Below are 13,132 nucleotides of genomic sequence, written 5' to 3' on the forward strand. Positions count from 1 at the left end.
GACTATCCACCGCGGAGTAATAATTAATATAACATCTATTAAACTGCCGAGGTAGTGTATTTTTTTCTCAAACGGTTCCTTATGATTATTGCGGTCAGGTTTAAAACCACGACGATCAATATAAGAAGCAGCGCGGTGGTATAAACCATGGGCTTTGCGGCTTCGACGTTAGGCGACTGGAAGCCCACGTCATATATATGAAATCCCAGGTGCATGAACTTCCTCTCGAGGTGCATGTACGGGAAGTAGCTGTCGATAGGGAGCTGGGGGGCAAGCTTCACGACTCCCGTTATCATTAGGGGTGCGACCTCTCCGGTAGCCCTCGCTATCGCCAGTATGAGCCCCGTCAATATTGCTGGCATGGCGCTCGGGATAACGATTTTCCAGGTAGTCTCGAACTTTGTGGCTCCGAGCGCGAGGGAGCCGTCCCTTATCTCCTTCGGCACCGCAGCCAGGCCTTCCTCAGTCGCCACGATCACAACGGGCACCGTAAGGAGGGCGAGCGTGAGGGACGCCCACAGTATGCCCCCCGTCCCGTAAGTCGGGTTGGGCAGGGCTTCCCTGAAGAAGATGCTGTCGATAGTGCTCCCCATGCCGTATATGAAGAAACCCACCGCGAAGACTCCGAATACGATCGAGGGCACGCCGGCAAGGTTGTTAACGCATATCCTTACGGTCCTTACGAGCACCCCCTGCTTTGCGTACTCCCTCAGATAGAGAGCCGCAACGACCCCGAACGGCAAGACGACCACGCTCATGATAAGCACCATCAGCACCGTGCCGAATATCGCCGGAAAGACGCCGCCCTCCGTATTTGCCTCTCTCGGTTCAGCCGAAATGAACTCCCAGACTTTCGACGTATATAAGAAGGCCTTCTGGAACCAGCTCATACCGTTCGGTCTGTACGCGCGTACGATATTTCCTACGGGCATTTCCTTTTCCCGGCCGTCAGCCGCCGCCATCACTATCTTTTCTTTGTTGAATTCGGTGTAGAGGGAGGACAAGACGGCTTCCTGCTCCTTGTATTTTTCCTCTTCCTCATTAATTTTTGCCTGGATTTTCAGTATCTCTTCCCGGTTGTCCCCGCCCTTCATCTCGAGACCCCGGATATCCAGTCTCAGGTTCTCTATCTGGGCGTTGATGCCCCCTATCACTCCTTTCTCGATCGATTTAATTTCGTCTGCTATTTTCTGATATTTCGGGATCTGGGTTTCGAGGACAGGCCAGCATTCCTCGTTGCCGCGGCAGACGGCGTTCCCGCTATCCGTAATCTCCTTAATGAAACCGTACATATTCCCCCACTCCCTGCGCTCGAGAGCGACCGCGTATTTGGGGTAGCTGATATTCTGTATCTGGTCGTCGTCAACCCATCTGAAGTCAAGCCCGTATAAGTCCCTGTTCCCTATCTTGAGCTGTGTCCTTTCTATTAAGGGCTCATCGTCGGCAGCGTCATAACCTTTGACCTTTTCGTGACCTGTGATTTCGCCCAGCACCTTGCTCCCGTCTTTTAGCTGAATCTCGGCAAGGTTTGCGGGCCAGAAAAACCCGAGCCCTTTCGCCGCTATGAGATAAAGGAGACCCGCAATCATAAGCAGGCTGAACATGAGCGCCACGCCTGTCAGCCAGACGAAGGGGTCGCCGCTTTTCCAGAACTTTTTATTCATTTCCCATACCTCAATAATTTGTCAGGCATCTGCATATCTGCATATCGGTGATCGTTTTATAATTGTCCGAATTTTTTTCTCAGCCTCTGTCTCACGATCTCCGCTGCGGTGTTAACGATGAAGGTAAAGAAGAATAGAAGGAGCGCAGCCAGGAACAACACCCTGTAGAGTGTCCCCCCGTGGGGGGCTTCGGGTATCTCTACCGCTATATTAGCCGATAACGCACGGAAACCGTTAAAGAAGCTCCAGTCCATGATCGGGGTATTTCCTGTCGCCATGAGCACGATCATCGTTTCACCGATCGCCCTTCCCAAGCCTATCATTACTGCCGAGAATATCCCCGGGCTCGCAGTCGGAAGTATGACCCTGATAGCGGTCTGCCACTTGTTCGCGCCGAGCGCGAGAGAGCCCGCGGCGAGATGCTTGGGCACGCTCGACAGGGCGTCTTCCGAAATGGTGAATATTATCGGTATGACCGCGAAACCCATGGCGAAACCGACAATTAAAGAATTCCTCTGGTCGTACTGGAGACCGAGGACATTATAGAACCAGGCCTTGTAGTCTCCGCCGAATATCATCTGTTCGACAGGCGAATTTATCCATAATGTCGTTACGACCGCAAGCAGGATTACCGGGATCAGCAAGAAAAGCTCCGACCCCTCTTTGAACCTGCCTTTTATTTTTCTCGGCAGATACCCCCATATGAAGACGGCTATCAATGTGAATATCGTCAGGACGATCGGCAGCGTAAATACTGCGGGGATAATCTTTTCAATATAAGGCGCGAGCCAGAGGCCCGCAAAAAAACCTAATACCACGCTCGGGAGCGCCGCCATGATTTCTATTACAGGCTTGATCGTGTTTCTGAGCGCGGGGTGCATGAACTGTGAGACGCAGAGGGCCGCGAATATGGAAAGAGGTATAGCAAACAGCAGCGCGTATATTGCTCCTTTTAGCGTGCCGTAGGCTAGAGGAGTTAAACTGAACTTCGGCTCGAAATCGTCCGTCCCGCCGGTCGACTGCCATACGTACTCGGGTTTGCTGTAACCCTCATACCAGACCTTTTCGAAAAGAGTCTTGAAGTTCGTCTCCGGGTGAGGGTTGTCGACGTCCCAGTCGTAGAGCTTCCCCTGTTGATCGATCGCGATTATTCCGTCCGCCTTTGGCGGATAGACGAGGTTCCGGACACGGGGCCCGTCCGTTTTGAAAGACGCCAGTTTCTGCTCGGATGTCGCATGGTAAAGGTTTATGTTGCCGCCGTTGTCTGAAGCTATAAAACTACGGTCCCTCGCTGAGGGCAGTATGCTCATAACCGGCAGCTCCAGAGGAGGAAGCTCGTGTATCCTTTTAAGCACGTTGCCCCTCGGGGAATCGGAATCCGAGACCTCGAACCATACGGACACGTCCCCTGCACCGTCCCCTACGATCAGCGAACGGTCTCCAAGCAGGAAGGCGAGCGCCGTTATAGGAGTGTTTGAATTCGGGGCCGCATTCAATACATCGAGAAGCACCGGGTTCTCCTTGTTTCTTACGTCCCAGTGGTATAGCTTTCCGTTGCTTGTCCCGGCATAGAGGTTCCTGAGGAAGCTGTCGAGCCCGAGAGCGGTCACTTTGCCTCCCTCGAGATTCCCGGTCAGGTTATGCGTGATCTGCTTCTTTTCTCCTCCCCCGAGCATCGATCCGGAACCGACAGTCCCCGAAAACAGCAATTCCCCCCCCGACGTGTACGCAGCTGAAGCTTGCTCTCCGTCCTCGGTCTCCTCAAATGCAATAATCTCTAGAGGCGAGGAGCCGACATTCAAAGGGGCTTCTTCCTCGGCTTCAGGCGTGATAATTCTTTTATCTCCTTCAAAGCTCGTCGAGAAGTCCATCCTGACGGGCAGTATGTTGCCGTCCTCAGTCCCGAAGCTGTAGAGCTCGTTGTTCTCCGAAACGTAGCTCGAAATTATTTTTGTGCCTTCGAGGCCCGGGATCTGCTGTTTCTTTATTGTGCTCCCGTCTTTAAGGGACAGGAAGGTTACAGTACCGTCGTTTGCGACAATGAAGCCGATTTCCTTATATTCGTCGGTCCCCGCAGCCATGAACGGGAACCGGCTCTTGTCCGGATTGTCGAGTGAATATGAAGCGAGGTCGGGAGATTCCTTGAGTATAAAAGTGCTTACCAGTTCTGATTTCACGCCCTTCCAGAGAGGGACGGTTTCAACCCCGATAAAAACGAGAATAGCTATGATACAAAGTATTATCGCCACTCCCCCGATAGTGACGATTACTGTTGCTATACGGTCGACAAGTTTCCTCCGCTTGACTCCGGAGGAAACTTGTCTAGGTTCTTTCAATTTGACTTGTGGTGTCATAAATCTTCCCGTTCAGACCGTATTGTGGTACTTGACGACTACAATCAGTTAGCGATGACTTTCATCTGCTCGGAGTCAACCGTTGCGGGGAGCGGCATATAACCGTCCTTGATTACTACCTGCTGTCCTTCCTGGCTGAGTACGAATTTCAGGAACTCCAGGCGGAGCGGATCGAGTGCCTCGTTCGGCTTCTTGTTGACATATAGATATAGATACCTTCCGAGGGGATAAGTTCCGCTGACGATATTGTCGAGGATGGGCTCAGCGCACTCACCGGGCTTCTTTCCGAGCTTGAGCGCCTTGACGCCCGACGTCACGTAACCGATGCCGCTGTATCCGATAGCGCCCTTGTCTTCAGTTACGCCCTGAACGACCGAAGCGGAGCCCGGCTGTTCCTTAACGGAGTCTTTGTAGTCGCCCTTGCAGAGCGTATGCTCTTTAAAAAAGCCGTAGGTCCCTGAGGCGGAGTTTCTGCCGTAAAGGCTTATCGGCATGTTGGCCCACTCGCCCGTAAGGCCGAGCTGACCCCAAGTCGTGATGTCTTCCGTGCCTCCGCATGCCCTGTTCTTGGAGAATATCGCGTCCACCTGCTCCATGGTCAGGCAATCGAGCGGGTTATTCTTGTTGACGAATACGGCTAGCGCGTCGATCGAAGTAGCAACCTCAGTGGGCTTGTAACCGAACTTTTTCTCGAATTCGTCTATCTCTTTATCCTTCATCGGGCGGGACATGGGTCCGAACTGGGCTGTCCCCTCGATGAGGGCCGGAGGTGCGGTGCTCGAGCCCTTTCCCTCGATCTGGCATTTTACGTTGGGGTAATCCTTTGTGAACCCCTCGCACCAGAGGGTCATGAGGTTGTTCATCGTGTCCGAGCCAATGCTGTTGATGTTCCCCGAAACCCCGCTCGTCTTCGAATATGCGGGTATGGCCGAATCGACCTGCAACGTCTCGGCTGCGATTGCGAAATTTCCGGCAATCGTTAAAACAAATACAGTAAAGCAAGCAATTAAGCTGCTTTTAAGAAGTCTAGTTTTACTCATTTTAATACCTCCTTTAGAGATTTAATCTGGCAAGGATTAAAACTCAGGATTATGAAGAATATGTTAAGAAAAGATTAAACCCTAGTTAACGGTCTCCTGTGATTACTGAATTATTATTGATAATTTTTCAATTCCGTGCCGGCCTTTCGAATTATTGTACCTTAACTCGAAGCATGATTCAGAGATCATCCGGGCGGGAATATAGCCGGGCTCCCGGACATCATCATTATGAGAGCATATATTTATCTGACAAAACAGGGTTAACGGCAGATTAATAGGGGGTTAATCCAATCTTCATCATCTCCTGTTATCGTGTGGGGTGTGTTAGTGCAGGGCCGGGCAGCCGGGTCCCCGCATATTCATATAAAACTGCATAGAACAACTGAGCGGATTGATCGAAATGGAGATACGGTCGGTATTTCAGATAGCCAAGAGAGAGTGGGAGAACATATCCGTATCGCTCGAGCTCTGCGGGGATATAGGGAAATTCGACCTGGTCCGTTATATAGAAAAAGAGCCCCAGCTGATACGCAACCTGATAGGGATGGAAAAAAAGCTGCACGAGCACGACTACCTTACGAGGGAAGCCGCGTACGTGTTTACCGAATTGGGGAAGGAGGCCGGAGAGAGGCTCGGACTTACGCCTGAGCTCGCAATGGCTTTCGGGGCGGGCTACAGCTGGGTGAGGACGGGGTGGTTCGATCTCATTAATCTCGAGTTCGACGACCTCGAAATCCTGGAGGACCACCTGACACGCAAGATATTCTTTTTCAGGCTGTTTTTTCCGCTAAAGGAGGATTTCGGCTGGGTCTTTGATTCCTCCGACGTAACATCGAACCTTAAATCCATCTTCGAAAGGTTCCTGTCGTGGCAGAACGATCCCGTCGGCTATGGCAAGGATCTGGAGCATTACAAGAAGGAGATCGAGCCTATACGGGAAGGTCTCGCATCCGCTCTAGATATACAGTCCGGCCGTTGCTAGAATCACTTAAGTCGTCCGATCCGTGCCCTTCGGAAGAAATTCCGGTTCCAATCCTTAATAATCCGCGTATAATTTTTTTAGAGTCATTCGAATAATTTTCTAGCGAGGATAGATCATGAGCACGTATATTGCCCTGACTGCCATACTCTTCATTGCTCTCTTAGTCACCGCCTGCCAGTGCGGCATCGGTTGAATCGATCCGGGTGAAACAGGGGGACATCAGGCCGGGCTATCGGACTCCTGTGAAAATAATTATGCGCAAGCGGATGGGATTGACCTCGCGGCTGAACACGCCCCGCCGGACCTGATATTTTGAGAGCCGGATTTTAATTGTATAATTTCTTCCAGGCGTTAAAAATACTCGGAAAGGATATCAGCATGCGCTTATACCTGACATTATTTTCAATTCTTCTCGTTACGCTTCTCGCCGCCTGCAGCTGCGACATCGGTTAAAGGCCGCCGGGATCGCTCCTTGCGCTTAAACCCGACTGAAGCTACCGTCGAACGGACGGCTACGGCGGAAAACACTTTGAGAACTAAATTAAAATTGTATAATTCTGGTAAGGGGGTAAATCTCTTCTCGTAATGAGGTTCTGAGGATGCGCTTTTACCTGACCGGCATCTCGATTCTTCTATTGATTCTTCTTACGACGGCGTGTAAATGTGAATTCTTGTGAGCGCGCCTGGCCGCGTGAGCTCTTTCAGACGGTTTTTTATAATAGACAATTATAGACAGCTCAGATAATCCGGGAATATAAATGATTCTGATAGTCATGGGCGTGGCGGGGGCCGGAAAGACGACTGTAGGGAAGCTTCTCGCGGAAAAGCTCGGATGGGAGTTCTACGATGCGGATGACTTCCATCCAGAAAGCAACGTCGAGAAAATGAGACAGGGCCTCTCCTTGACCGATGACGACAGGCGTCCCTGGCTCGAAGAGCTCCGCCGCATAATCGACGGGCAACCGGGTCCGGCCGTCATCGCCTGCTCGGCCCTTAAACAGTCTTACAGGGATTACTTAAGCGATGGTAATAAAGAGGTCACGTTCGTTTATCTGAAAGGGAGCGATGAGCTAATACGTCGGAGGCTCGAAGGCAGGGAGGGCCATTTTGCGGACGCCCGCATTTTGGGGGACCAGCTTCAAACACTGGAAGAGCCTGAGAACGTGCTCACCGAGAGTGCGGATCGGGAACCGGAATCTATTGCAGAAGATATAATCGGTAAGCTCAATTTGCGTTGATCAATCGGGGTAATCCGCTTACTTCACGTTTTCCTTCTGGCATCGGATGCTTTTACAAGCATGTCTATTAATGAGTCCGAATCTTCATTTGCAAGCGCATTCTCCATCTTATCGAGCGAGCTCTTGAACTCCTTTACGGCTTTAAGGACGTTCTCTTTGTTTGCTATCAATATTTCACACCACATCGCGGGAGAGCTCGCGGCGACCCTCGTGTAATCCCGGAGGCCGCCCCCGGCGAAGCTCAGGAGCGTGTCCTGTTCCCCTGTCGACAATATGGCGTCGATGAGGGAATAGGCGAGGACATGGGGGAGGTGGCTCACGAAGCCGAAAACCCGGTCGTGCGCGTCGATGTCCATCTCGTGCACCTCGCTCCCGACCAATTCCCACAGGGTTGCTATTCTGCTCTTTACCACGAGCGCGGTTTTTTCGGTAGGAGTTAGAATAAACCTCCTTCCCTTGAAGAGCCGTGGGTCCGCGTTCGCAATCCCCGAATTCTCGGTGCCGGCTATGGGATGCCCTCCGAGAAAGTGGAGATGCGGAGGCATGATCTTCTCTATCTCTCTTACGATTTTTCCCTTTACGCTTCCGACATCCGTGATGATCGTGCCCTCTGATAAAAGCGGGATGAGGGACTTTGCTGTTTTTACAATAGCGCCGACGTGTGTGGCAATTACCACGATCTCAGCCCCGGCGGCACCCTCAGCTAAGTCGACCGACCCTTCGTCGATTATCTGCTTCTCGAGCGCGTATCCCAGAGTCTCTTCATCCGTATCTACGCCAAAGACATTCCTAACCCGCTTTGAACGTTTGAGGGCCCAGGCGAGCGAGCCGCCTATGAGACCGAGGCCTATTACCGTGACTTTATCGAATTCCTTCTTCTTCATTTGCCTGTGACCTTCTTCATCGCACTAACGAACCTCTCGTTCTCATCGGGAAGCCCTATAGTCACGCGGAGGTGTGTCTTCAGCCCGTAGCCCCCGACCGGTCTCACAATCACCCCTTCCCTGAGAAGCGCATTATAGAGGGGCATGGGGTCTTTTTTGAGATCGATAAGAATAAAATTGGTATAAGTGGGCGTATAGCTTATTCCGAGCCTGCCGAGCTCGTCTTTAAGATACCCGAGCCCCTCCCTGTTTACATCTCTCGACCTCTTCACGTGCCCATGGTCGTCGAGCGCGGCGATCGCGGCCTCCTGGGCGATGGAGCTCGTATTGAACGGGTGTCTCGCCCTCTGCATGGCCGAAATCATCCCTTCGTCTGCGACACCGTAACCGAGCCTCAGGCCCGCAAGCCCGTATATCTTGGAAAACGTCCTCACAGTGAGTATGGATTTACCAGTATGCCGATATCGCAGGGAATCAGGGTATTCGTGGTCTTCCACATACTCGAAGTAGGCCTCGTCTATGACGACGAGTATGTCCTCGCCGACATTATCCAGAAACCATTCGAGCTCTTCCCTCTTAACCATCGTGCCCGTCGGATTATTGGGGTTCGCGATGAATACCGCCTTCGTCCGGGGGGTTATGCGCGAGAACATGTCCTTGAGATTATGTTTGTAGTCGGGCATGGGGGATATTACGGCCTTCGCTCCGACCGCCTGGGTCACAATCGGGTACACGATGAACGCGAACTCCCCCATGACGGCCTCGTCCCCCGGGGAGAGGAACGTCCTGGCTGCGATGTCGAGCACATCGTTCGACCCGTTCCCGAATATAAGCCTCTCGGGTTTCGTATCGAGGACGCCCGCAAGTTTGTGTTTGAGGTAAAATGCGTCCCCGTCCGGGTAGCGGTGAATGTTGCCGAGCGCCTTTACGGCCGCGCTCAATGCAAGGGGCGACGGGCCGACAGGGTTTTCGTTAGACGCGATCTTTATCGCGCCAGTTATCCCGAGCTCCCTTTCGAGCTCTTCGACGGGCTTTCCGGGTACGTAAGGTATGAGGTCACTTACAAATGGATTGGGTTTTATCAATTCGGTCCCCTCTGGAACTCCTGTTTTTGAGCGATTAACCGTAAATACGCTGCAGCCGGGTGCTCAGGTTTCTTTATAAAAGGAATTAATCTATCACCTGCGCCTATATGAGGCAAGGACGGTGAGCTCGGGCGCTATTGCATTACCCCTCGCATGGTCCATTGAACTAGGTCAGGCGCAAATTGAGAGTTAGGCGTCCAGTTGATATAATCTACTCATCCATGTCCTCTCAAACCCCCATGCTGAAGCAGTATCTGGAGATGAAAAAGGAGTACCCGGACTCTATTCTCTTTTTCAGGCTCGGTGACTTCTACGAGATGTTTTATGAGGACGCGAAGGTCGCGTCAAAAATACTGGGCATCGCGCTCACCTCGAGAAACAAATCGGACAGGAACCCGGTCCCGCTATGCGGGGTCCCGCATCACAGCGCGGAGCCCTATTTAACGAAGCTCCTCAAGAGCGGCCATAAGGTCGCTGTCTGCGAGCAGATAGAGGACCCCAGATCGGCTAAGGGTGTCGTAAAAAGAAAGGTCGTGAGGGTGCTCACCCCCGGTGCCGTTCTCGATTCGGAAAACCTCGATTCCAAATCGAATAACTATCTTGCGAGCGTTTATGCCGGGAACGGGACTTACGGGCTCGCATACACTGATATTTCGACCGGGCTCTTCAGGACGGCCGTATTCAACTCCATAGAGGAGCTGATGGACGAGATTTATCAGATAGAGCCCAAGGAGATACTCCTCCAGGATGTATCCGGCGGTAACGGGGCGCTTGAGGGATCGTTCGGCAAGTCGTCCAACCCGCTTGTCACGCTTCTCGATTCCTGGGTATGGGACGCTGACCGCGCGCGGGAGCTTCTGCAGGAGCACCTGTCATCGAAAACGCTCGAGCCCTGGGGCCTCGAAGACAAACCCGAGGCCGTTACCGCGGCAGGCGCCCTTATCCAGTATCTGAGGGACACGCAGATGGAGGACATGCCGCCACTCGACGAGCCCGGGTTCTACGAGAAATCGGAGTTTCTTCTGATAGACGATTCCTCGAAAAAGAACCTGGAGCTCCTTAAGCCGGCCGGCGGCGGCACGGAAGGGTCCCTCCTCTGGGTGCTGGACGAGACTATGACGGCTATGGGCGGGAGGCTCCTCAAGCGGTGGATGAATTACCCGCTTCTGGACAAAGGCACGATAGAGGAGAGGCTCGATGCTGTGGATGAGCTTAAGAGAAGAGCGGCGGTAAGGGGCGGGATAAGGGGCGCTCTTAAAGATATAAGCGATATAGAAAGGCTCATAGGGAGGATAGCGACTTCGTCCGCGAGGCCTCGGGACCTGGGTTCGCTCAGGGATTCCTCCCGGTTTATAAGGAGTATAAAATCCGCGCTTCACGGCGCGGGCGGGGAGGTATTGAAAAATATTGCCGAAAATCTTGACGATTTGGACGACCTCAGGGGAATTATCGGAGGGACACTCGTCGACGAGCCTCCCGTGACCGCGCGGGACGGAGGTGTGATAAGGGAGGGGGTGAGCGGCGAGCTCGACGAACTCCGGTCCCTAAGGCGGGACGGGAGGAAGTGGATCACCGAGCTCGAGGCGAGGGAGAGAAGCGCCTCCGGCATAAACTCTCTCAAGGTGAGCTACAACAGGGTTTTCGGTTATTACATGGAGGTTTCAAAGGCTAATCTCTCTCTCGTTCCCGACAGATTCATAAGGAGACAGACGCTCGCAAACGCCGAGCGGTACGTGACCGAGGAGCTTAAGGAATACGAAGAGAAGATACTGGGGGCCGAGGACAGGATACTCGAGCTCGAAAAGGAGCTTTTCGAGGACCTGAGAAAGAAAGTTGCGAGGGAATCGGAAAGGATCAGGCGCGCTTCATACCTAATTGCCGAACTGGACGTCCTGTGCTCCCTTTCCGAAGCGGCTGAGAAATACTCATATGTGAGGCCGCAGATCGCCGCGTCGGGCGTAATAGATATCAAGAACAACAGGCACCCTGTCGTAGAAAGGATGGACCTGGGGGAGCGCTTCGTCCCGAACGACATAAGGCTCGATACGGATGAAAACCAGTTCCTTATAATCACGGGCCCCAATATGGCCGGTAAATCGACACTTATCAGGCAGGTGGCCCTTTCCGTGATAATGGCTCAGATGGGTAGCTTCGTTCCGGCGACCCGCGCGACCATCGGGATCACCGACAGGATTTTCACGAGGGTAGGCGCATCGGATAACCTCGCCAAAGGGCACTCGACTTTCATGGTCGAGATGGTCGAGACCGCATACATTCTCAGGCACGCGACCGCGAGGAGCCTCGTGATCCTGGACGAGATTGGCAGGGGCACGAGCACATTTGACGGGATGAGCATAGCGTGGGCGGTTGCGGAATACCTTCACGACAGAGGCGCGATGACGCTCTTCGCGACCCATTACCACGAGCTCGCCGGGCTCGCCGTGTCGAAGCGGAGGACAAAGAACTACAATATATACGTCAAGGATAACGGTGAAAGGATCGTATTCCTGAGGAAGCTCATCCCCGGGGCGGCCAGCCACAGTTACGGCATACAGGTCGCCAGGCTTGCAGGCGTGCCCGAGGCGGTGATCCGGAACGCGCGGAAGGTACTCTCCAAGCTGGAAAAATCACAGACCGAGCTCAGGTCTTCCATGTCAGGGGGGCAGATATCCCTTTTCGTGGACGAAGGGTTTAAGGAAGATGTCCGGGAGCATCCGGTCATAGAGGAAATCAAGGCGCTCGATACCAACTCCATGACCCCTCTCGACGCGCTTTCAAAACTGGCCGAGCTTAAAAACAAGCTCGGGGGCGGCGGGGATAACTGAGAGGTGCAATTCGTTGCCGGCTGAGACGACGGACAGGAAATCACTCGGAAAGAAAGGCGAGGACATCGCGTGCAGGGCGCTTAAAAAGGACAGGTACCGCGTGCTCGAGAAGAATTACAGGTGCAGGCAGGGCGAGATCGATATAATTGCGGAGGACAAAAAAGGGGTTCTCTGCTTCGTCGAGGTCAAGGCGAAGTCCTCGGTGGATTTCGGCCTCCCCGAGGAGGCCGTGACCCGGCGTAAGCAGGGGAGAATCCAGGCGGCCGCATACAGCTATATCGAATCGAGGGAGCTCGGGCCAAGACCCATGCGCTTCGACGTAGTTTCCGTCGACCTCGTGAGCCAAACGAGCAGGATTATAAAGGACGCCTTCGAAGCGGATATGTGAGCGGCGGGTCTCTCACGGCCGCTTATTTATTGCAATTTCCATTAAATATTAGATATTATTAGGCAAAGAGATCAGGGGTGCAGGGGAAAATTTTTTTCAATCCCTGCTCTTGACACCGAAAAATATGTGCATATTTTATAGCTAGTTTTTTATCTGAATTAAGTTTGATAACCCAACTATATATCAATCCAGGAGGTTTGTTCTTATGGGTGTAAGACCGCTTAACGATAAGGTTTTGATAAAGAGAGTCGACGCGCCTGAAAAAACGAAGGGCGGGATCATAATCCCCGACACTGCGACCGAAAAACCGCAGGAGGGAGAAGTGGTTGCCGTGGGCAAGGGCAAGGTGCTGGAGAACGGCACGACGAGGCCGCTCGACGTTAAAAAGGGAGACAGGGTGCTGTTCGGGAAGTACGGGGGCACGGAGATAAATTTCAAGGGCGACGATTACGTCATACTCGACGAAGGCGATATTCTGGCAATAATCGAATCATAAAATAAACCGGAGGTAATAAGAAATGGCAGCGAAGGAGATAAAATTCGACAGGGCGGCGCAGGACGCGATACTTAAGGGCGTGAACACGCTGGCGAACGCGGTGAAGGCGACGCTGGGGCCGAGGGGGAGGAACGTTCTTATAGAGAAGACGTTCGGAGCTCCCGTGGTAACGAAGG

General features: G+C 52.9%; 10 protein-coding genes. 5 read left to right on the plus strand and 5 right to left on the minus strand.

All coding sequences use genetic code 11. From position 1 onward, the window contains the following. Window positions 1-38: 38 nt before the first annotated feature. Genes pstA through AB1598_12485 form a run of 3 tightly spaced genes read right to left on the minus strand, consistent with a single transcriptional unit; the run spans window position 39 to window position 5,058 of the window. Window positions 39-1,664 carry a phosphate ABC transporter permease PstA gene (pstA, locus tag AB1598_12475; GenBank protein MEW6145821.1) on the minus strand — a complete coding sequence of 542 codons (1,626 nt, stop codon included), beginning with the start codon at window positions 1,662-1,664 and terminating at the stop codon, window positions 39-41. A 56-nt stretch (window positions 1,665-1,720) separates the two neighbouring features. Further along, window positions 1,721-4,018, minus strand: a complete 2,298-nt coding sequence (locus AB1598_12480; GenBank protein ID MEW6145822.1) for an ABC transporter permease subunit — start codon at window positions 4,016-4,018, stop codon at window positions 1,721-1,723. 44 nt (window positions 4,019-4,062) lie between these two features. After that, window positions 4,063-5,058 carry a phosphate ABC transporter substrate-binding protein gene (locus AB1598_12485; protein MEW6145823.1) on the minus strand — a complete coding sequence of 332 codons (996 nt, stop codon included), beginning with the start codon at window positions 5,056-5,058 and terminating at the stop codon, window positions 4,063-4,065. A gap of 400 nt (window positions 5,059-5,458) precedes the next feature. On the opposite strand from AB1598_12485, the gene AB1598_12490 reads away from it, so the two are divergent. After that, window positions 5,459-6,040, plus strand: coding sequence for a hypothetical protein (locus tag AB1598_12490; GenBank protein ID MEW6145824.1), 582 nt, complete (start codon window positions 5,459-5,461; stop codon window positions 6,038-6,040). A 758-nt stretch (window positions 6,041-6,798) separates the two neighbouring features. After that, window positions 6,799-7,278, plus strand: a complete 480-nt coding sequence (locus AB1598_12495) for a gluconokinase (protein ID MEW6145825.1) — start codon at window positions 6,799-6,801, stop codon at window positions 7,276-7,278. Window positions 7,279-7,301: 23 nt separating this feature from the next. Here AB1598_12495 and AB1598_12500 read toward each other — a convergent pair whose 3' ends face one another. Further along, a complete protein-coding gene (locus AB1598_12500; protein MEW6145826.1) occupies window positions 7,302-8,162 on the minus strand; it encodes a prephenate dehydrogenase/arogenate dehydrogenase family protein in 861 nt (286 codons plus the stop codon). Next, window positions 8,159-9,247 carry a histidinol-phosphate transaminase gene (gene hisC, locus AB1598_12505; protein ID MEW6145827.1) on the minus strand — a complete coding sequence of 363 codons (1,089 nt, stop codon included), beginning with the start codon at window positions 9,245-9,247 and terminating at the stop codon, window positions 8,159-8,161. The genes AB1598_12500 and hisC overlap by 4 nt, the downstream gene beginning before the upstream one ends. Before the next feature lie 221 nt (window positions 9,248-9,468). On the opposite strand from hisC, the gene mutS reads away from it, so the two are divergent. From mutS to groES, 3 genes are all read left to right on the plus strand, one after another. Then, complete coding sequence (gene mutS / locus AB1598_12510; protein MEW6145828.1) at window positions 9,469-12,072, plus strand: DNA mismatch repair protein MutS; 2,604 nt, start codon at window positions 9,469-9,471, stop codon at window positions 12,070-12,072. 13 nt (window positions 12,073-12,085) lie between these two features. Beyond that, complete coding sequence (locus AB1598_12515) at window positions 12,086-12,460, plus strand: YraN family protein (protein ID MEW6145829.1); 375 nt, start codon at window positions 12,086-12,088, stop codon at window positions 12,458-12,460. Between the two features lie 205 nt (window positions 12,461-12,665). Continuing rightward, complete coding sequence (gene groES / locus AB1598_12520) at window positions 12,666-12,956, plus strand: co-chaperone GroES (protein MEW6145830.1); 291 nt, start codon at window positions 12,666-12,668, stop codon at window positions 12,954-12,956. Window positions 12,957-13,132 lie beyond the last annotated feature (176 nt).

It is taken from the genome of Thermodesulfobacteriota bacterium (assembly GCA_040754335.1).
GTDB lineage: Bacteria > Desulfobacterota_D > UBA1144 > Nemesobacterales > UBA2774 > 2-12-FULL-53-21.

Coding starts and splice junctions, on each gene's coding strand:
- pstA (MEW6145821.1), bottom strand. CDS start 1,664: ATGAATAAAAAGTTCTGGAAAAGCGGCGACCCCTTCGTCTGGCTGACA.
- AB1598_12480 (MEW6145822.1), bottom strand. CDS start 4,018: ATGACACCACAAGTCAAATTGAAAGAACCTAGACAAGTTTCCTCCGGA.
- AB1598_12485 (MEW6145823.1), bottom strand. CDS start 5,058: ATGAGTAAAACTAGACTTCTTAAAAGCAGCTTAATTGCTTGCTTTACT.
- AB1598_12490 (MEW6145824.1), top strand. CDS start 5,459: ATGGAGATACGGTCGGTATTTCAGATAGCCAAGAGAGAGTGGGAGAAC.
- AB1598_12495 (MEW6145825.1), top strand. CDS start 6,799: ATGATTCTGATAGTCATGGGCGTGGCGGGGGCCGGAAAGACGACTGTA.
- AB1598_12500 (MEW6145826.1), bottom strand. CDS start 8,162: ATGAAGAAGAAGGAATTCGATAAAGTCACGGTAATAGGCCTCGGTCTC.
- mutS (MEW6145828.1), top strand. CDS start 9,469: ATGTCCTCTCAAACCCCCATGCTGAAGCAGTATCTGGAGATGAAAAAG.
- groES (MEW6145830.1), top strand. CDS start 12,666: ATGGGTGTAAGACCGCTTAACGATAAGGTTTTGATAAAGAGAGTCGAC.